The organism is Trabulsiella odontotermitis (assembly GCF_001297775.1).
GTDB lineage: Bacteria > Pseudomonadota > Gammaproteobacteria > Enterobacterales > Enterobacteriaceae > Trabulsiella > Trabulsiella odontotermitis.
In genome coordinates, this window is the sequence record NZ_LIFX01000013.1 from 151973 (window position 1) to 170784 (window position 18812).

An 18812-nucleotide genomic window follows, 5' to 3' on the forward strand; every position below is an offset into this window, starting at 1 on the left:
GAGTCAGACATGGAATTCTTAATGGATCCCTCAATCTGGATCGGCCTGATGACGCTGGTCGTGCTGGAAATTGTTCTCGGCATCGATAACCTGGTGTTTATTGCGATCCTGGCCGACAAACTGCCGCCAAAACAGCGTGATAAAGCGCGTCTGATTGGCCTGTCACTGGCGCTGGTGATGCGTCTGGCGTTGCTCTCCGTAATCTCGTGGATGGTGACGCTCACCCGGCCGCTGTTCAGCATCTGGGAATACAGTTTCTCCGGCCGCGATCTGATCATGCTGCTCGGGGGGATATTCCTGTTGTTCAAAGCGACAACCGAACTCCATGAGCGGCTGGAAAATCGTCAGCATGACGGCGGTCACGGCAAAGGCTATGCCAGCTTCTGGGTCGTCGTGCTGCAAATCGTGGTGCTGGATGCGGTGTTCTCGCTCGATGCGGTCATCACGGCGGTCGGGATGGTCAACCATCTCCCGGTCATGATGGCGGCGGTGGTGATTGCGATGGCGGTGATGCTGCTGGCATCTAAACCGCTGACCCGCTTCGTCAACCAGCATCCGACTGTCGTGGTGCTCTGTCTGAGCTTCCTGCTGATGATCGGCCTCAGCCTGGTGGCGGAAGGCTTTGGTTTCCATATACCGAAAGGCTACCTGTACGCGGCGATTGGCTTCTCGATAGTCATCGAGCTGTTTAACCAGATTGCCCGTCGCAACTTTATTCGTCACCAGTCGACGCTGCCGCTGCGCGCCAGAACGGCGGATGCGATCCTGCGCCTGATGGGCGGTCGCAAGCAAACTGCCGTTCAGCATGATGCTGACAATCCGTCGTCGCCGGTGCCGGTCCCGGAAGGCGCGTTCGTCGAAGAAGAGCGCTATATGATCAACGGCGTACTGACGCTGGCCTCGCGCTCGCTGCGCAGCATCATGACGCCGCGCGGGGAGATAAGCTGGGTGGATGCCAACCTTAGCGTCAGTGAAATTCGCGAACAGTTGCTCTCGTCGCCGCACAGCCTGTTCCCGGTGTGCCGTGGCGAACTGGATGAAATCATTGGTATCGTGCGCGCCAAAGAGATGCTGGTGGCACTGGAAGCGGGTGAAGACGTCGCCGCTATCGCGTCGGCCTCCCCGGCGATTGTGGTGCCGGAAACCCTCGACCCGATCAACCTGCTGGGGGTGTTGCGCCGGGCGCGTGGCAGCTTCGTGATTGTCACTAACGAATTTGGCGTGGTGCAAGGGCTGGTGACGCCGCTGGACGTACTGGAAGCGATTGCCGGGGAATTCCCGGATGCCGACGAAACGCCGGAAATCGTTACCGATGGCGACGGCTGGCTGGTCAAGGGCTCCACCGATCTCCACGCGTTGCAGCAGATGCTGGGCATGGACACGCTGGTTGATGACGATCAGGAAGTGGCAACGGTTGCCGGGCTGGTGATCGCCGTCAACGGGCAGATCCCACAAGTGGGCGATATGATTGAGCTGCCGCCGCTGCGCATCACCATTGTGGCTGCCAACGACTACCGTGTTGATCTCGTGCGTATTGTTAAAGAGCAACCGCATCACGACGACGACGAAGAGTAATCCTCAATGTCGCGGCCTGACGGGCTGAGATGCCCGTCATGCTGCGATGGCAGGCGTGGCCGGTATTCTGCCAGCCATTGCGGAAGCGCGCTCAGCGGCATCGGGCGCGCATACAAGTACCCCTGCAGGATGTGCACGCCATGCCAGATCAAATACTGAGCCTGCTCCTGCGTTTCCACCCCTTCCGCCACCAGTTCAATGTTCAGCCGCTGACCCAGGGCGATAATAATGTCCGTCACTGTCGAATTCACTGCGTCGGTACCGATAGCATGGGTAAATGACTTATCGATTTTAAGCACGTCCGGGTGCAGTTTTTCCAGCCAGGAAAACGAACTGTTGCCGGTACCAAAGTCGTCAATCGCCAGCTTGATACCCTTGCGATGCAACTCTCTGATCAGCCGGTAATCCACGTCGTGAATGTCGTCCCGCTCCGTCAGCTCCACAATTAACTGTTGATGCGGATGGGCGCTGAACCAGTACTGATTCAGGTCGCGCAGCAGTTTACCGTCGATGAAATGGCTTGCTGCCACGTTAAATCCGACGTGAAACAGCGGGCTTTTGGGAAAGACGTCAATCTGCCGCACGGTCTCGCTAATCACATAACGTGTCAGTGTTTCAATCAGATGATGTTCTTCCGCCAGCGGGATAAACACATCCGGCGGGATCGGCCCCAGCCGCGGGTTATCCCAGCGCAGCAGGATCTCTACGCCCACGCATTGCTGGTCGGAGGCCGTGAGTAGCGGCTGGCACCAGACATCAAATTCCCGCGACGCAACCCCCATGTTGAGTTCCCACGAAAAACTCATCCGGCTGGCGGTGGTAAGCCAGGCGATACCCGCCAGCAACAGGCTGATGATCAGCGCCAGCGGCAACTGGGCGGGCAGGGATTTCAGTGCCAGCTCGGTGGTGCCCGGGCTTATCAGATTGACGGTAAACGGGAAATGCGTTGAGGGCAGGCTAAAGACCTGATCGGAATGGGGCACGTTAAGCATCGCCATGACACCGCTCTCCTCCGACAGAAAGCGGTCTTTGACGGTCAGGCTGATGCTGTTGATGAGTGGCTTTTGCGGCTCCAGCATCAGCGCGCTGAGCAGATCAATATTTACGCTCATCAGCACGCCGCTACCGGCATCATTGTCGGCGGGATACCACTGTAACAGCAGCGGGTGGCCTTTAATCAGGGTGTTATCGGTAAACAACAGCAGTTGCGGGGAATCACTGGGCAATTCGCTCACGATATCGTGAATAACAACGTTGCGGTCGCCCAGCACGCTCGAACAATACAGCGTGCCGGATTTCACCAGCGCAATAGAGCGCAGGGTTTGCAGGGTGGCCGCTTCTTTACGCAATATCAGGTTAACCGTCGCGCAGGGTTGGCCGACAAGCTGAAGCAATTCCGCATGTCTTTTTTCTAGCGGTAACAAGACCTTATCAATCGCTTCGACAGCATGAACGGCGGCAATTTGCAATTGGTGCTGATTTTGGCTGCGCTGCGAAATAAATCGCACAGCGAGTGTGGTTAATAGCGATAGTAACGCGACCGCGAGGCAGATAAGAATGCGCTTTTTTCGGTAGTGTTTAATGGCCCGCTGAGCATTTTGCATTGCTACGCCTGTTATCGTGCTGTAAAGGGAATTAACAACCACAACAGTGAAAGTGTAGTGCGCAAAGAAAAAAGAGCAGGATGAAGGAGATAAAAAAACACCCGTCTGGTTGACGGGTGTTAAAAAGATGCGGGGTCAGTCACATTGTACTTTAATGGCCAGGCCACCACGCGAGGTCTCGCGGTATTTTGCGTTCATGTCCTTGCCGGTTTCATACATGGTTTCAATGACTTTATCGAGAGAGACGCGCGGCTCGCTGGTACGGCGCATCGCCATCCGTGCCGCGTTGATCGCTTTCACTGAAGCAATCGCGTTACGTTCAATGCACGGCACCTGTACCTGACCGGCTACCGGGTCGCAGGTCAGACCGAGGTTATGCTCCATGCCGATTTCCGCTGCCACACAAACCTGCTCCGGGCTGGCGCCCAGCAGCTCTGCAAGACCGGCCGCCGCCATCGAACAGGCTACGCCCACTTCACCCTGACAACCGACTTCCGCACCGGAGATCGACGCGTTCATCTTATACAGCGTGCCAATGGCGCCGGAGGCGAGGAAATAACGGGTGTAGATTTCCGGGCTGACAGGTTCGATAAAGTGATCGTAATAGGCCAGTACCGCAGGCACGATGCCGCAGGCACCGTTAGTTGGCGCGGTGACCACGCGACCACCGGCGGCGTTTTCTTCGTTCACCGCCAGCGCGAACATGTTCACCCAGTCAACCACCACCATCGGGTCGCTGGAGAGCTTATCGCTGGAAACCAGCAAGCGGCGCAGCGCTGAAGCACGGCGCGGCACACGCAACGGGCCAGGCAGTACGCCTTCGGTGTTCATTCCGCGATCGATACAGGCCTGCATGGTCTGCCAGACGTTCGCAAAGTACGCATCAATCTCGTCTTTGCTGTGCAGCGCCAGTTCGTTTTTCATCACCATGCCGGAGAGTGACAGGCCGGTCTCTTTGCAGTAGTCGAGCATCTCTTTCGCCGATTTGAACGGGTAAGGCACGTCCACGGCGCCGACGACGTCTTTACCGAAATGCTCTTCATCGACGATAAAACCACCGCCGACGGAGTAATACGTTTTTGTGTAGATTTCATTGTCGCCCGCGTACGCGTGAATCGTCATGCCATTCTCGTGCAGCGGCAGGTTGTCGTTGCGAAAACGCATGCCGTCATCCGCCGGGAAATCCACCTCTTTACGCCCCTGCGCCAGCAGCAGACGACTACGGGTTTGTACGTCGCGAATAAACGTCGGTATCGCGTCGATATCCACGGTGTCCGGCCGGTTGCCCGCCAGACCCATAATGATAGCGATGTCGGTGTGGTGACCTTTACCGGTTAATGACAGCGAGCCGTAAACATCAACCGCAACCCGGGTGACGTCATCAATCAGCCCTTTTTCGACCAGATCATCGACGAACTGCTTCCCGGCCTTCATTGGCCCTACGGTGTGGGAAGAGGAGGGACCAATCCCCACCTTAAACATGTCGAATATACTAATCACGATAACACTCCTGACAGGGTTGCCGGACCTTCCGGCAACGATGTAATAACTGGGCATAGTGTAAGAGGGAACGGCGGGATCAGCGCAATTATTCACATGAATAAAACTAATGTCTGACACTGATTTTACTAATCCTGAAACGCCGGGCTCTTCGGGATCCCAATATAAGTATAGCTAAGGAGTTTCACCGATTTGCAGGGCCAGCTCGCGAATGATCCCCGCGGTCATGCCCCAGACAAAATAGTGCTGATACCAGGAGAGCCACACGCGATGCGAATTGCCGCGCCGGTGGATATCGAGAGGGTGATAGCGGCCAAGGCGCAACGCCTCGGCGAGCGGCATTTCAAATACCGCAGAAACTTCATCAACGCTGGCGTGATAGTGCAGATCCGGGGGAATAATCCCCACCACCGGCGTGACCTGAAACCCTGTCACGCTGTCGACCGGCGGCAGCACGCCGAGAATTTCCACCGTCTCAGGAGGGATAGCGACCTCTTCCTGCGCTTCACGCAGCGCGGCGGCGATCAGCGACGCATCGGTGCTGTCCACTGCGCCACCGGGAAATGCTACCTGACCGGCATGTTTGCGCAGCAGCGGTGAACGCTGCGTCAGCAACAACCCCGGCTGCGCACGACGCACCACCGGGATCAGCACCGCCGCCTGCCGCTGATTCTGCGTACCAGGCCGCATCTGCGGGCGCAGCAACTGAAAACGCGAGATAAAATCATCCAGGCTGAGATCAGGGGATTGCATCAGTTACGGCTCCAGTTGTCGCAGTATACGATTCACTTTATCAAAGGTTTCCTGGTACTCCGCGCTTTCCTCGCTGTCAGCGACAATGCCGCCACCAGCGGAGCAGTACACGTTGCCCCCGGTTATCGTCAGCGTGCGGATGGTAATGCTGGTGTCCATATTGCCGCAGAAGCTGAGATAGCCAATGCTGCCGCACCACGCGTTACGACGCTGCGGCTCAAGCTCGTCGATGATCTCCATCGCCCGCACTTTCGGCGCGCCGGTAATCGACCCGCCCGGAAACGCCGCGCGCAGCAAATCAGTGGCATGCAGATGCGCAGGCAGCGTCGCGGTGACAGTGCTGACCAGGTGATGCACGGCGGGGAACGGCTCGACGACAAACAGCTCCGGCACTTTCACGCTTCCCGGAACCGCCACCCGACCGATGTCATTACGCATCAGATCGACAATCATCAGATTTTCCGCCCGATCTTTCGGCGAGGCCGCCAGCGTTTGCGCCTGCTTTCTGTCGGCCTCAGGGTCACGCAGTCGCGGCAGCGTGCCTTTGATAGGGCGGGTCTGAATCGCGCCCTGTTGCAGATGAATAAAGCGCTCCGGGGAGAGGCTCGCCACCGCGCCATCGTCGAGACGTAAAAATGCGCTGAACGGCGCGCGATTCTGACGATTCAGGCGCACAAACGCCTGCCAGGCGTCACCCATACAATGGGCCTGAAAACGCTGCGCCAGATTGACCTGATAGCAATCGCCACTGTGCAGATACGCCTGCACCTGGCGAAACTTCTCGCCATAGCTTTCCCGGCTCATATTCGAACGCCAGGGCGATGTCAGGGCAAAATCCGCCTCAGCCGGGCGCGTTTGCGATTCCAGCCATTGCAGACGCACGGCGGGATCGCCATAGCTCAGCAGCGTGACGCGCTCAAGCTGGTGATCAACAATCAGCGCCCAGTCGTAAATTCCCACCGCCATATCCGCCATGGCGATGTCGTTTTCCGCGACGCAGGGGAGATGTTCAAAGCGACGACCGAGATCGTAGCCGAACAACCCCAGCGCACCGCCGAGAAACGGCAACGCCTCATCTGCCGGCGGATGAATACCGCAGTCGTCCAGCGCCTGTTGCAGCAGGGTCAGCGGGTCGTCTGTGGCGGTATGCACGTCGCTGCCGTGATGCAGCGTGGTGGTATCACCACGGGTCACCAGCGTACAGCGTGGATCCGCGACCACAATGTCATACCGGCTGTAGGGATGATCGGCATAGCCGGAATGCAGCAGCATTGCCCAGGGCGTCGCGCTGAGCGCAGAAAACCAGTGTTCTGCGGCATCTTCACGCCAGGGCAGTGTCATAATAGAAGGGGACAACATCTTCCTCGATCGATAAAGTCAGTCAGCCACTGGTGAATGGCGGGGCGACATGAAATAATTACAGCCAATAATGTAGCAGGAGTCAGTCATGTTTGCAGGTTTACCTTCGCTCTCCCATGAGCAACAGCAGCACGCCGTAGAGCGTATTCAGGAACTGATGTCGCAGGGGATGAGCAGCGGTAAGGCGATTGCCCAGGTCGCGGAAGAGTTGCGCGCCAGCCATACCGGCGAGCGGATCGTGGCGCGCTTTGAAGACGAAGACGACGAGTAATTACGCTGCCGCGATAATCTTAATTTCAACTTTGTATTGCGGCTTCATCAACCCGGCCTGCACGGTGCAGCGTACCGGCGCATGGCCTGCCACCACCCACGCATCCCACGCTTTGTTCATTGCCGCGAAATCGGCTTTATCGGCGAGAAAAATCGTCGCATCCAGAATGCGGGATTTATCGCTGCCCTGTTTTTGCAGCATGGCGTCAATCTGCGCCAGGGTGTTGGCGGTCTGCTCAAAGGCATCGGCATCAAGATTCTCCGGTACGCCGGTGTAGTAAATCGTCTGGTTGTGGATCACAACGTCAGACCAGCGGGCTTCGGCGTCGATACGGGTAATCGTCATAGTCAGGTTCCTCTGTGGTATTCCATCTGTGTGCCGCAAGACTGCCACAATGTGCCGCCGGAGTCATCACTTCGACTGGCGCAACGCGCTGCGGCCTGACATAATCACTGTCCAGATATACAGGGGGTAGTGTGACAGACGATTTTGCAACAGACGGTCAGTTAGCTAACGCGATACCCGGCTTTAAGCCGCGTGAACCGCAGCGCCAGATGGCGATGGCGGTCGCGAAGGCAATTAAAGAGACGCAACCGCTGGTCGTTGAAGCGGGTACCGGGACGGGCAAAACCTACGCCTACCTGGCGCCTGCGTTGCGGGCAAATAAAAAAGTCATCATCTCTACCGGCTCGAAAGCGTTGCAGGATCAGCTCTACAGCCGTGACCTGCCGACCGTGGCGAAGGCGCTGGGCTTCACCGGTAAAACCGCCCTGCTGAAAGGGCGCTCGAACTACCTCTGTCTGGAACGCCTCGAACAGCAGGCGCTGGCGGGGGGCGATTTACCCGTTCAGACGCTGAGCGACGTGATCCTCCTGCGTTCCTGGTCTAATCAAACCATCGACGGTGACATCAGCACCTGCATCAGCGTGGCGGAAGACTCCGCTGCCTGGCCGCTGGTCACCAGCACCAACGATAACTGCCTCGGCAGCGACTGCCCGCTCTACAAAGACTGCTTCGTGGTTAAAGCACGAAAAAAAGCGATGGATGCCGATGTGGTGGTGGTGAACCATCACCTGTTTCTCGCCGATATGGTAGTGAAAGAGAGCGGTTTCGCGGAGCTTATCCCGGAAGCGGACGTGATGATCTTCGACGAAGCGCATCAGTTACCGGATATCGCCAGTCAGTATTTTGGTCAGTCGCTCTCCAGCCGCCAGTTGTTGGATCTGGCGAAAGACATCACCATTGCCTATCGCACGGAACTGAAAGATACCCAACAGTTGCAAAAGTGCGCCGATCGTCTGGCGCAAAGCGCGCAGGATTTTCGCCTGCAACTTGGCGAGCCTGGTTATCGCGGCAATCTGCGTGAACTGCTGGCCGACAGCAATATTCAGCGCTCGCTGCTGCTGCTCGACGATGCGCTAGAGCTTTGCTATGACGTGGCGAAACTGTCGCTGGGGCGCTCGGCGCTGCTGGATGCAGCCTTTGAGCGCGCCACGTTGTACCGCAGCCGCCTCAAACGGCTGAAAGAGATCAACCAGCCCGGTTACAGTTACTGGTATGAATGCACGTCGCGCCATTTCACCCTCGCGCTGACACCACTGACCGTCGCCGACAAATTCAAAGAGGTGATGGCGCAGAAGCCTGGCAGCTGGATTTTCACCTCTGCCACGCTGTCGGTGAACGACGATCTGCACCATTTTACCGCCCGGCTCGGCATTGAAGCGGCGGAATCGCTGCTGCTGCCAAGCCCGTTCGACTACGAAAAACAGGCGCTGCTGTGCGTGCCGCGTAATCTGCCGTCGCCCAATCAACCGGGCGCCGCGCGGCAACTGGCGGCAATGCTCCGGCCATTGATTGAAGCCAACGACGGGCGCTGCTTTATGCTGTGTACTTCGCACGCCATGATGCGCGATCTCGCCGAACAGTTCCGCGCTACCATGACGCTGCCGGTTCTGTTGCAGGGTGAAACCAGCAAGGCGCAACTATTGCAGCAGTTTGTCAGCGCCGGTAACGCCTTACTGGTAGCGACCAGCAGTTTCTGGGAAGGGGTGGATGTGCGCGGCGATGCGCTGTCGCTGGTCATCATCGACAAACTGCCGTTTACCTCCCCGGACGACCCGCTCCTCAAAGCCCGTATGGACGACTGTCGTCTGCGCGGCGGCGATCCGTTCGACGACGTCCAGTTGCCGGACGCGGTCATTACCCTCAAGCAGGGCGTCGGGCGCCTGATCCGCGACGTTGACGATCGCGGCGTACTGGTGATTTGCGACAACCGGCTGGTGATGCGCCCGTATGGCGCGGTGTTCCTCGCCAGTCTCCCTCCGGCACCGCGCACGCGCGACATCGGCCGGGCGGTGCGCTTCCTCGCGCTGTCATCAACGCGGTAATTTGATACGGACTGTGGTAAGATGCGCGCCATTTTGAAGACCTGCTATTGCAAGAGCGCGAAAACCCATGCGAATTCTGGCTATTGATACCGCTACAGAGGCCTGTTCTGCCGCCCTGTGGAACGACGGTGCTCTCTCTGCACACTTTGAGCTGTGCCCCCGCGAACATACGCAACGCATCCTGCCGCTGGTACAGGCGCTGCTCGACGAAAACACCATTGCACTGACAGAGCTTGACGCGCTGGCCTTTGGTCGCGGGCCCGGCAGCTTTACCGGCGTGCGCATCGGCATTGGTATCGCGCAGGGGCTGGCGCTTGGTGCCGGGTTGCCGATGATCGGCGTCTCGACGCTGGCAACCATGGCGCAGGGCGCGTGGCGTAAAACCGGCGCGACCCGCGTGCTGGCGGCGATTGATGCGCGGATGGGCGAAGTCTACTGGGCGGAATATCAGCGTGACGAGCAGGGCGTCTGGCATGGCGAAGCGAGCGAAGCCGTGCTGAAACCGGACGCTGTCAACGCACGCCTGAAGCAACTCGACGGTCACTGGGCGACGGTCGGTACCGGCTGGCAGGCGTATCCTGATATGGCGCAGGGCGCTGAACTCACCCTGACCGATGGCGACGTGCTGCTGCCATCCGCGGAAGATATGCTGCCGCTGGCCTGTCAGCTTTACCGCGAACAAAAAACGGTGGCGGTAGAAAATGCCGAACCGAAATATTTACGTAATGAAGTCGCGTGGAAGAAACTTCCGGGCCGTGAATGAATCTTAGTAATACGAGATTTTGCGGGACGTTATGATTAAGGAGCCACACCATGGTGGGTCAAAAGCGTTTTTCACGTGGGCTGCTGGTCGGACTGGTCGCCATTGCCTTAAGCGGCTGTGTTACTGTCCCTGATGCCATTCAGGGCACCAGCCCGACGCCACAGCAGGATTTGACTCGCGTGATGGCCGCCCCGTCGTTGTATATGGGGCAGGAGGCGCGGTTTGGCGGTAAGGTGGTCAGCGTACGCAACGAGCAGGGGAAAACCCGGCTTGAGATCGCCACGGTGCCGCTGGACAGTGGCGCACGCCCGTTATTAGGCGCTGCGTCGCGCGGGCGCATCTATGCCGATGTGAACGGTTTCCTTGATCCGATTGATTTCCGCGACCAACTGGTGACCGTTGTCGGGCCTATTGCCGGAACGGTAGACGGAAAAATCGGCGATACCCCATACAAATATATGATGATGAACGTGACCGGCTATAAACGCTGGCGCGTCGTACAGCAGGTGGTGATGCCGCCGCAACCCATTGATCCGTGGATGTGGGGCCCGTATCCACGCCACGGACGATACGGTTATGGCGGCTGGGGATGGTATAACCCGGGTCCGGCCAGCGTGCAGACCATCGTTACGGAATAACCTGTTGTATTTGGTAGTAAAAGAAACAGCGGCCGGTCCGCTGTTTCTTTGTTCCCGGAGTCATAAGAAAAATAAATAGTGACGCGCTTCGCAACCTGCATTCTGCACAATTTCTAAACTGGTACGCTGAGTTAATATTATGTTAACACGTTGTTTATTAATTGGGGTTGCGATGACGACGATTCGAAAAGTTAGAGGTGATGCATTGAAGAAGGTTTGGCTTAACCGATATCCCGCGGATGTTCCGGCGGAAATCAATCCTGATCGTTATCAATCCCTGGTTGAGCTGTTCGAACATTCAACCACCCGCTATGCCGACCAGCCTGCGTTCATCAACATGGGCGAAGTCATGACTTTCCGCAAGCTGGAAGAGCGCAGCCGCGCATTTGCCGCGTATCTCCAGCAAGGACTGGGCTTACAGAAGGGCGACCGGGTGGCATTAATGATGCCAAACCTGTTGCAGTATCCGGTGGCGCTGTTCGGTATTTTGCGCGCCGGGATGATTGTGGTGAACGTCAACCCGCTGTACACCCCGCGTGAACTTGAGCATCAACTGAACGACAGCGGCGCGGCAGCGATCATCATCGTCTCGAACTTTGCCCACACGCTGGAAAAAGTGGTCGATAAAACCCAGGTAAAGCACGTGATCCTGACGCGCATGGGCGACCAGCTTTCTGCCACCAAAGGCACCCTCGTGAACTTTGTGGTCAAGTATGTGAAGCGCCTGGTGCCGAAATACCATCTGCCGGACGCGATCTCTTTTCGCCGTGCGTTGCAGCAGGGCTACCGCATGCAGTACGTGAAACCGGAAATCGTCTCTGACGATCTGGCTTTCCTGCAATATACCGGCGGTACCACGGGCGTCGCCAAAGGCGCGATGCTGACACACCGCAACATGCTGGCAAACATTGAACAGGTGAATGCCACCTACGGCCCGTTGCTGCATCGTGGTAAAGAGCTGGTGGTCACGCCGCTGCCGCTGTATCACATCTTTGCGTTAACCATTAACTGCCTGCTGTTTATTGAACTCGGCGGGCAGAATTTATTGATCACCAACCCGCGCGACATTCCGGGGCTGGTGAAAGAGTTGGCGAAATATCCGTTCACCGCGATGACCGGTGTGAACACGTTATTTAACGCGCTGCTGAATAACAAAGAGTTCCAGCAACTGGATTTTTCTTCGCTGCATCTCTCTGCGGGCGGCGGTATGCCGGTGCAGCAGGTGGTGGCTGAGCGCTGGTTTAAACTCACCGGGCAGTATCTGCTGGAAGGGTACGGGCTGACCGAATGCGCGCCGCTGGTGAGCGTAAACCCGCATGACATCGACTATCACAGCGGCAGCATTGGTCTGCCGGTGCCATCCACCGAAGCCAAACTGGTGGATGAAGATGACAACGAGGTGCCGCACGGCGAGCCTGGCGAACTGTGTGTCAAAGGGCCTCAGGTGATGCTCGGCTACTGGCAGCGCCCGGATGCCACCGACGAAATCGTCAAAGACGGCTGGCTGCATACCGGTGACATCGCGGTGATGGATGACGAAGGTTTCCTGCGTATTGTCGATCGCAAGAAAGACATGATTCTGGTCTCCGGTTTCAATGTCTATCCGAACGAGATTGAAGACGTGGTGATGCAGCATCCTGGCGTGCAGGAAGTGGCCGCTGTCGGTGTGCCGTCCGGCTCCAGCGGTGAAACGGTCAAGATTTTTGTGGTCAAAAAGGATGCGTCGCTGACCGAAGAGGCGCTGGTGACTTTCTGTCGCCGTCAGCTTACCGGTTACAAAGTGCCGAAACTGGTGGAGTTCCGCGAAGAGCTGCCGAAATCCAACGTCGGAAAAATTTTACGACGAGAACTACGTGACGAAGCGCGCGCCAGAGTAGACAATAAAGACTGAGCTTCGAGACAGTCGCCCTGACGCCGGTTCTGCCGGCGTTTTTTTTGGCGCAACACAGAGAGAATGATTTGAACTATCAGATGATCACCACCAACGATGCGCTCCAGCGGCTGTGTGAAACAGCGCGCCACGCCTCGTCCGTCGCCCTCGATACCGAATTCGTACGCACCCGCACCTATTACCCGCAACTGGGTCTGATCCAGCTGTTCGACGGTGAACAACTGGCGCTCATCGATCCCCTGAGCATCACCGAATGGGCACCGATGCGCAAGCTGCTGTTAGATAAAAACGTCACCAAATTTCTCCATGCCGGTAGCGAAGACCTGGAAGTATTCCTCAATGCGTTTGGTCTGCTGCCGCAACCACTGATCGACACGCAGATCCTGGCAGCGTTTTGTGGTCGTCCGATGTCGTGGGGTTTTGCGGCGATGGTGGAGGAGTACACCGGTTTAACGCTCGACAAGAGCGAGTCGCGCACCGACTGGCTGGCACGCCCGTTGACGGAACGTCAGTGCGATTATGCCGCGGCTGACGTCTGGTATTTACTGCCTATTGCGAAAAAGCTGATGGCGGAAACCGACAGCGCCGGCTGGTTGCCTGCCGCCCTTGATGAATGCCAGCTGATGATGCAGCGCCGTCAGGAGGTGCTCGACCCGGCTGATGCCTGGCGCGACATTGGCAACGCCTGGCAATTACGTACGCGTCAGCTCGCCTGTCTGCAACTGCTGGCAGACTGGCGTCTGCGTAAAGCGCGTGAGCGCAATCTGGCGGTCAATTTTGTCGTGCGCGAAGAGCACCTGTGGGCCGTGGCGCGCTATATGCCGTCGTCCATGGGCGAGCTCGACAGCCTGGGCCTTTCCGGCAGCGAAATCCGTTTCCACGGCAAGACGCTGCTGAGCCTGGTGGCGAAAGCCGCCGCGCTGCCGGATGATCAACTGCCGGAGGCGTTACAGAATCTGGTCGATATGCCGGGTTACCGCAAAGTGTTTAAAGAGATCAAAGCGCTGGTGCAGGTAGTCAGTAGTGAGAAGGGCGTCAGTGCAGAGATGCTGGCGTCGCGTCGGCAGATCAACCAGTTGCTGAACTGGCACTGGGCGCTGAGACCGCAAAACGGGTTACCTGAGATGGTGTCTGGCTGGCGGGGAGAATTGATGGCCGATCGTCTGAAAACGCTGCTGGACGCGTATCCGCGCTAATATATGCCGGGCAAACAAGGTGCCGCCCGGCGAATCCCCCGGCGGCGCTACGCTTGCCGGGGCTACGTGCTCAGGATTTTGACTCTTCCGTTTCTGGCAACGTGACGTTGAGCTCCAGAATCGAAATATCCCCATCTTTCTGCTCAAGCTGAACGGTGACCATTTCCGGATCAATCTGCACATACTTGCAAATCACTTCCAGAATGTCTTTTCTCAGCTGTGGCAGGTAATGCGGTTCTGCGTCGCTGCGACGGCGTTCCGCCACGATAATCTGTAACCGCTCTTTCGCGATGTTAGCGGTGTTCTTTTTTCGTGAGAGAAAAAAGTCGAGTAATGCCATAATTTATCCTCCGAACAGGCGTTTGAGGAAACCTTTCTTCTCTTCTTCTACGAAGCGGAAAGGACGTTCTTCTCCCAGAAGACGTTCCACTGCGTCGGCATAGGCTTTCCCTGCATCCGACGTATCATCCAGAATAACCGGCTCACCCTGGTTGGACGCCCGCAGTACGGACTGGTCTTCCGGGATGACGCCAACGAGTTTAATGCGCAGAATTTCCAGCACATCTTCCATGCTCAGCATGTCGCCACGGTTAACGCGACCCGGATTGTAACGGGTCAACAACAGGTGCTCTTTGATAGGATCTTCGCCGTTCTCGGCGCGACGGGATTTTGACGCCAGAATGCCAAGAATACGGTCTGAGTCACGCACGGAAGAGACTTCCGGGTTGGTGGTGATAATCGCTTCATCGGCGAAGTAGAGCGCCATCAGCGCGCCAGTTTCGATACCGGCCGGGGAGTCACAGACGATGAAATCGAATTCCATCGTTTTCAGGTCGTCCAGCACTTTCGCCACCCCTTCGCGGGTGAGGGCGTCTTTGTCACGCGTCTGAGAGGCGGGCAAAATAAAGAGGTTCTCAGTGCGCTTGTCTTTAATCAGCGCCTGGTTCAGCGTTGCATCGCCCTGAATGACGTTAACGAAGTCATAGACCACGCGACGTTCACAACCCATGATCAGGTCGAGGTTACGCAGCCCGATATCAAAATCGATAACGACAGTTTTCTTTCCCTTCTGGGCCAAACCAGTAGCGATGGCCGCGCTGGAGGTGGTCTTGCCAACGCCTCCTTTACCCGAAGTCACAACAATAATGCGTGCCATAGAAATTCCTTGTTAAAAAGGGATCAATTCAACGGTTGAACAGTCAAAGCGTCGTCTGCCAGTTGCAGTCGCGCCGCTTTGCCATAAAATTCGGCCGGGATGTTATCGCTCAGCCAGTATTGCCCTGCGATGGAAACCAGTTCCGCGGCAAGGTGAGTACAGAATATTTGTGCTTCTCTGTCACCGCCAGCGCCTGCCAGCGCGCGTCCACGCATCATGCCATAAACATGGATGTTGCCATCGGCAATAAGTTCCGCGCCTGCGCTCACGTGGCTCGTCACAATCAGATCACATTGTGGTGCATAAATCCGCTGACCGGAACGAACCGGAGCGTCAATCAATCGTGTTTTTGTGACGGGAGTAACATCTGGCGGTGGAGCAGGGGGTGTTTTTGCCGCGGCAGCGCGAGAAACTTTCTCTTTCCCTTCAGTCAGTAAGGGAATTCCTGCACTGTCGATTTCCGCTTTCAGCTTGCCGTTTTTGCAGCCGCTGACGCCCATAATGCGCAGGCCAGTTTCGCTAATGACCTGTTGAAGCGGTTGCCAGGAAACCGCGTCGTCGAGGTTGCTGATATTAACGACCACCGGTGCATGGCGAAGAAAAGCCGGAGCCTGGGCGATTTTGTCTTCTAACGCCTGACGAATAACCTCGGGTTTTGCTTCATGCAAATGGAGGACTGATAAGGTGAAGCTACTGCCTTTCAATTCTAGTGGCGTCTGTGACATCCTGGCCTTACTCAATTTTCACATTATCAACCGCCGAAGTGCGGTGATATTCCGAAGACTATCTGGCATGTTATAGTCAGTCATATATTGAGGCAAGTAACCACCAGATTAATTCAGAGTAAAAGTATGTTTTGTGTGATCTACCGAAGTTCAAAACGTGACCAGACCTATTTATATGTCGAAAAAAAGGACGATTTCTCGCGTGTACCGGAAGAACTGCTGCGCGGGTTCGGTCAGCCACAGCTGGCGATGGTCCTGCCACTGGACGGCCGTAAGAAACTGGTCAATGCTGATCTCGATAAAGTAAAACAGGCGCTGGTCGATCAAGGCTATTATTTACAACTCCCGCCGCCGCCAGAAAATCTCCTCAAGCAACACCTGAGCGCGGCCGCGAAAAAATAATCAGGGGAATATAATGTATCAACATCATAACTGGCAGGGCGCACTGCTGGATTACCCGGTCAGTAAAGTTGTCTGCGTTGGCAGTAATTACGCTAAGCATATTAAAGAAATGGGCAGCGAAACGCCGGATGAGCCGGTGCTGTTTATTAAACCGGAAACGGCGCTGTGTGATATTCACCAGCCGCTGGTGATCCCGCAAGGACTGGGTTCAGTGCATCACGAAGTGGAGCTGGCGGTGCTGATTGGCGCGACGCTGCGTCAGGCCACGGAAGAGCACGTCCAGAAAGCGATTGCCGGATATGGTGTGGCGCTGGATCTGACCCTGCGCGATGTGCAGGGCAAAATGAAAAAAGCCGGTCAGCCGTGGGAAAAAGCCAAAGGTTTTGATAATTCCTGCCCGATCTCCGGGTTTATTCCGGCGGGAGAATTTAACGGCGATGCGCAAAATACCACGCTCGGTCTGAAAGTGAATGGCACGGTGCGCCAGCAGGGCAGTACGGCGGATATGATCCACAAAATCGTACCGCTGATTGCCTACATGAGCCGTTACTTCACTCTCAAGCCCGGCGACGTCATTCTGACCGGTACCCCGGAAGGCGTCGGCCCGCTCGCCAGCGGCGATGAACTGGAAGTCAGTCTGAACGGCGTGTCTCTCACCACACGCGTGCTGTAACCTTTCTGTGCCGCCCTTTCGGGCGGCAAAACTTGCATCGACGTGCCAGACTGGTTATAAGGTGCACCCTGGTTTTCAATGGCGGACATCCTGATGAGCGAAACACCCTTCTGGCAACGTAAAACTCTCGACGACATGACAGACGCCGAGTGGGAGTCGCTGTGCGATGGCTGCGGGCAGTGCTGCCTGCACAAACTGATGGATGAAGATACCGATGAAATTTACTTCACCAACGTCGCCTGCAAACAGCTCAACATCAAAACCTGCCAGTGCCGGAACTACGAGAAGCGTTTCGACTATGAGCCGGACTGCATCAAACTCACCCGCGAAAACCTGCCGACGTTCGAATGGCTGCCGCACACCTGCGCTTATCGCCTGCTGGCCGAAGGCAAACCGCTGCCGAAGTGGCACCCGCTGCTTACCGGCTCAAAAGCCGCCATGCACGGTGAGCGAATTTCCGTCCGCCATATCGCGGTGAGAGAATCCGAGGTAAGAGACTGGCAGGATCATATTTTGAATAAGCCCGAATGGGCTGACTAACGGCTAACCCGCCACGCCACGTCTTTCAGCACCTCTCGTGCTGTCTGACTGATACGCCCAACTGAAAGAAGTTGGCTAAATCAAAATGAGCTGAGCAGGTAGCCGCTTTTTTAGCCGCAGTGCAGCTACCAGCGCCACTATCTGTTTCTTCGCAGTACAGGATCTGAATTTATGAAATCAGCAGGTGACTGGCTGCGTTGAAGATCTCCACTGCGGAAGTCTCATCTACCCGCTTGCCTGGAGACAGTAGCTGAACTGCATTGTCATAGTCCGGTCCCCACAACGTGTTGTTGTCCTCGCCATTGAGACTGATTTTGTTGTTATAGATACATACCAGTTTTTTATTGAAAGCCCGGCAGAGATGAACAATCGATGTGTCTGTCGAGATAACTACATCGGCGAGTTTGACTATTGCTGCTGCCTGCTCAAAGTCGGGGAGGCTAAATCGGATATGCCTCCCGTCATCCGGGATCTGTGCGATCTGGCTCTGTAAACCGATGATGAAAGGTTTTGCATTAAACGTGTCGTTACAGAGTGCGCATAAGGTATTAATCTGCGCAAAACTCATGTTCCGGGTTTCTTCCGTGCCGTATGGATTAATAACAATGATTTTTTGGTTACCATGCTGTTTTGCAAACGCTTGCGCGTCATGCATCGACTGCTCATTAACATCTACAAAATAATCGATTGTATTAACAGGAAGCTGTAACGCGTGAGCGACAGCAATATGCCGCGCAGATACATGTTGGCGGGATTTTGGATGATTCAGTGATGTATCATATATTCGTGCAAATTGGTTAATGCCTAATGTGTGTTCAGGCGAACAATATTTGATGATATTTAAACGCGTCAGGCTATGATGGTCAATATTTTCAATGTCGATCAGCAAATCGTATTCTTCTTGTTTGATAGCGGAAAGCATAAGCTGATCTTCATGGTTATTTTTGAATAAGTAAAAATGTTCTACAAACGGTAAGTGTTGCAGAATGACGCTGTTACGCGCTTCAGCGATGACTGAAACTCTATAGCCATAATCATGTAACACCTTGATTAATCCAGTCATTACGATGGCGTCGCCGATGCCTTTGCCTATCATCATAATGATAATCGTTTTAATTTCAGAAGGGCGTAACAACGTTTTCTTTCTCATGTAATTATCATGAGAAATCATTCGCAGCCTTATTTTTAAGCGGGTTGTTGCCAGATTTCTTTTTCGGTTGAGATACTTTACTTTTCCAATGAAGCTATTCATACGGACACTCTTCATCAACATCATCAGAGTCTTTGTCCTTGATAAAAAAAGTCAGCACGATCTTCCCGACGACATACCAGGCGCACAGAAATAATACAATGTAGAGAAACATTAAAAGATCCTTTTC

Annotated in this window: 19 protein-coding genes; 10 read left to right on the forward strand and 9 right to left on the reverse strand. The window is 55.7% G+C overall.

Annotated elements, in window-relative coordinates; genetic code table 11:
- The first annotated feature begins 9 nt into the window (after window positions 1-9).
- Window positions 10-1575 (forward strand): CNNM family cation transport protein YoaE, encoded by a 1566-nt coding sequence (gene yoaE / locus AOY23_RS18190; RefSeq protein WP_054180613.1) that lies wholly within the window; start codon window positions 10-12, stop codon window positions 1573-1575.
- Here the strand turns inward: yoaE and AOY23_RS18195 are convergent.
- From AOY23_RS18195 to pabB, 4 genes are all read right to left on the reverse strand, one after another.
- Window positions 1554-3179 (reverse strand): EAL domain-containing protein, encoded by a 1626-nt coding sequence (locus AOY23_RS18195; RefSeq protein WP_054180612.1) that lies wholly within the window; start codon window positions 3177-3179, stop codon window positions 1554-1556. The two genes, yoaE and AOY23_RS18195, sit on opposite strands and share 22 nt — an antisense overlap.
- A gap of 135 nt (window positions 3180-3314) precedes the next feature.
- The gene (sdaA, locus tag AOY23_RS18200; RefSeq protein ID WP_054180611.1) at window positions 3315-4679 is read right to left on the reverse strand and encodes an L-serine ammonia-lyase; all 1365 of its coding nucleotides are present in this window, start codon (window positions 4677-4679) and stop codon (window positions 3315-3317) included.
- A 174-nt stretch (window positions 4680-4853) separates the two neighbouring features.
- Entirely contained in the window at window positions 4854-5432 is a 579-nt protein-coding gene (locus tag AOY23_RS18205; RefSeq protein WP_054180610.1) for a CoA pyrophosphatase, read from the reverse strand.
- 3 nt (window positions 5433-5435) lie between these two features.
- Window positions 5436-6791: an aminodeoxychorismate synthase component 1 gene (pabB, locus tag AOY23_RS18210; RefSeq protein WP_054180609.1), complete on the reverse strand. Its 1356-nt coding sequence runs from the start codon at window positions 6789-6791 to the stop codon at window positions 5436-5438.
- An 88-nt stretch (window positions 6792-6879) separates the two neighbouring features.
- Between pabB and AOY23_RS18215 the strand changes: the two genes are divergently transcribed.
- Window positions 6880-7062, forward strand: a complete 183-nt coding sequence (locus tag AOY23_RS18215; protein ID WP_054180608.1) for a YoaH family protein — start codon at window positions 6880-6882, stop codon at window positions 7060-7062.
- On the opposite strand, the gene AOY23_RS18220 is transcribed toward AOY23_RS18215, so the two are convergent.
- Window positions 7063-7407, reverse strand: a complete 345-nt coding sequence (locus AOY23_RS18220; protein ID WP_038153571.1) for a RidA family protein — start codon at window positions 7405-7407, stop codon at window positions 7063-7065.
- A gap of 131 nt (window positions 7408-7538) precedes the next feature.
- Between AOY23_RS18220 and AOY23_RS18225 the strand changes: the two genes are divergently transcribed.
- From AOY23_RS18225 to rnd, 5 genes are all read left to right on the forward strand, one after another.
- Window positions 7539-9449, forward strand: coding sequence for an ATP-dependent DNA helicase (locus AOY23_RS18225; RefSeq protein ID WP_054180607.1), 1911 nt, complete (start codon window positions 7539-7541; stop codon window positions 9447-9449).
- Between the two features lie 67 nt (window positions 9450-9516).
- Window positions 9517-10212: a tRNA (adenosine(37)-N6)-threonylcarbamoyltransferase complex dimerization subunit type 1 TsaB gene (gene tsaB, locus AOY23_RS18230; protein WP_054180606.1), complete on the forward strand. Its 696-nt coding sequence runs from the start codon at window positions 9517-9519 to the stop codon at window positions 10210-10212.
- A 50-nt stretch (window positions 10213-10262) separates the two neighbouring features.
- Window positions 10263-10850 (forward strand): Slp family lipoprotein, encoded by a 588-nt coding sequence (locus AOY23_RS18235; protein ID WP_054180605.1) that lies wholly within the window; start codon window positions 10263-10265, stop codon window positions 10848-10850.
- Window positions 10851-11055: 205 nt separating this feature from the next.
- Complete coding sequence (fadD, locus tag AOY23_RS18240; protein ID WP_152958615.1) at window positions 11056-12741, forward strand: long-chain-fatty-acid--CoA ligase FadD; 1686 nt, start codon at window positions 11056-11058, stop codon at window positions 12739-12741.
- 80 nt (window positions 12742-12821) lie between these two features.
- Entirely contained in the window at window positions 12822-13937 is a 1116-nt protein-coding gene (gene rnd / locus AOY23_RS18245; protein WP_161804032.1) for a ribonuclease D, read from the forward strand.
- A 70-nt stretch (window positions 13938-14007) separates the two neighbouring features.
- Here rnd and minE read toward each other — a convergent pair whose 3' ends face one another.
- The 3 genes from minE to minC are packed head-to-tail and all read right to left on the reverse strand — an operon-like array spanning window position 14008 to window position 15818.
- Entirely contained in the window at window positions 14008-14277 is a 270-nt protein-coding gene (gene minE, locus AOY23_RS18250; RefSeq protein ID WP_038153586.1) for a cell division topological specificity factor MinE, read from the reverse strand.
- A 3-nt stretch (window positions 14278-14280) separates the two neighbouring features.
- The gene (gene minD, locus AOY23_RS18255) at window positions 14281-15093 is read right to left on the reverse strand and encodes a septum site-determining protein MinD (protein ID WP_054180602.1); all 813 of its coding nucleotides are present in this window, start codon (window positions 15091-15093) and stop codon (window positions 14281-14283) included.
- Window positions 15094-15116: 23 nt separating this feature from the next.
- Complete coding sequence (gene minC, locus AOY23_RS18260; protein ID WP_054180601.1) at window positions 15117-15818, reverse strand: septum site-determining protein MinC; 702 nt, start codon at window positions 15816-15818, stop codon at window positions 15117-15119.
- 126 nt (window positions 15819-15944) lie between these two features.
- On the opposite strand from minC, the gene AOY23_RS18265 reads away from it, so the two are divergent.
- From AOY23_RS18265 to AOY23_RS18275, 3 genes are all read left to right on the forward strand, one after another.
- Entirely contained in the window at window positions 15945-16220 is a 276-nt protein-coding gene (locus AOY23_RS18265; protein ID WP_054180600.1) for a YcgL domain-containing protein, read from the forward strand.
- A 13-nt stretch (window positions 16221-16233) separates the two neighbouring features.
- Window positions 16234-16893 carry a fumarylacetoacetate hydrolase family protein gene (locus tag AOY23_RS18270; RefSeq protein ID WP_054180599.1) on the forward strand — a complete coding sequence of 220 codons (660 nt, stop codon included), beginning with the start codon at window positions 16234-16236 and terminating at the stop codon, window positions 16891-16893.
- A gap of 93 nt (window positions 16894-16986) precedes the next feature.
- Window positions 16987-17433, forward strand: a complete 447-nt coding sequence (locus tag AOY23_RS18275; RefSeq protein ID WP_054180742.1) for a YcgN family cysteine cluster protein — start codon at window positions 16987-16989, stop codon at window positions 17431-17433.
- 169 nt (window positions 17434-17602) lie between these two features.
- Here AOY23_RS18275 and AOY23_RS18280 read toward each other — a convergent pair whose 3' ends face one another.
- A complete protein-coding gene (locus AOY23_RS18280) occupies window positions 17603-18685 on the reverse strand; it encodes a glycosyltransferase family 9 protein (protein WP_054180598.1) in 1083 nt (360 codons plus the stop codon).
- Window positions 18686-18812: the final 127 nt, after the last annotated feature.

Excerpts from the sequence above, each read along its gene's own strand:
- AOY23_RS18235 (WP_054180605.1), top strand. The coding sequence starts at position 10,263 with ATGGTGGGTCAAAAGCGTTTTTCACGTGGGCTGCTGGTCGGACTGGTC.
- minC (WP_054180601.1), bottom strand. The coding sequence starts at position 15,818 with ATGTCACAGACGCCACTAGAATTGAAAGGCAGTAGCTTCACCTTATCA.
- minE (WP_038153586.1), bottom strand. The coding sequence starts at position 14,277 with ATGGCATTACTCGACTTTTTTCTCTCACGAAAAAAGAACACCGCTAAC.
- pabB (WP_054180609.1), bottom strand. The coding sequence starts at position 6,791 with ATGTTGTCCCCTTCTATTATGACACTGCCCTGGCGTGAAGATGCCGCA.
- rnd (WP_161804032.1), top strand. The coding sequence starts at position 12,822 with ATGATCACCACCAACGATGCGCTCCAGCGGCTGTGTGAAACAGCGCGC.
- AOY23_RS18215 (WP_054180608.1), top strand. The coding sequence starts at position 6,880 with ATGTTTGCAGGTTTACCTTCGCTCTCCCATGAGCAACAGCAGCACGCC.
- AOY23_RS18220 (WP_038153571.1), bottom strand. The coding sequence starts at position 7,407 with ATGACGATTACCCGTATCGACGCCGAAGCCCGCTGGTCTGACGTTGTG.
- minD (WP_054180602.1), bottom strand. The coding sequence starts at position 15,093 with ATGGCACGCATTATTGTTGTGACTTCGGGTAAAGGAGGCGTTGGCAAG.
- tsaB (WP_054180606.1), top strand. The coding sequence starts at position 9,517 with ATGCGAATTCTGGCTATTGATACCGCTACAGAGGCCTGTTCTGCCGCC.
- AOY23_RS18280 (WP_054180598.1), bottom strand. The coding sequence starts at position 18,685 with ATGAATAGCTTCATTGGAAAAGTAAAGTATCTCAACCGAAAAAGAAAT.
- AOY23_RS18275 (WP_054180742.1), top strand. The coding sequence starts at position 16,987 with ATGAGCGAAACACCCTTCTGGCAACGTAAAACTCTCGACGACATGACA.
- AOY23_RS18265 (WP_054180600.1), top strand. The coding sequence starts at position 15,945 with ATGTTTTGTGTGATCTACCGAAGTTCAAAACGTGACCAGACCTATTTA.
- yoaE (WP_054180613.1), top strand. The coding sequence starts at position 10 with ATGGAATTCTTAATGGATCCCTCAATCTGGATCGGCCTGATGACGCTG.
- AOY23_RS18270 (WP_054180599.1), top strand. The coding sequence starts at position 16,234 with ATGTATCAACATCATAACTGGCAGGGCGCACTGCTGGATTACCCGGTC.
- AOY23_RS18205 (WP_054180610.1), bottom strand. The coding sequence starts at position 5,432 with ATGCAATCCCCTGATCTCAGCCTGGATGATTTTATCTCGCGTTTTCAG.
- AOY23_RS18195 (WP_054180612.1), bottom strand. The coding sequence starts at position 3,179 with ATGCAAAATGCTCAGCGGGCCATTAAACACTACCGAAAAAAGCGCATT.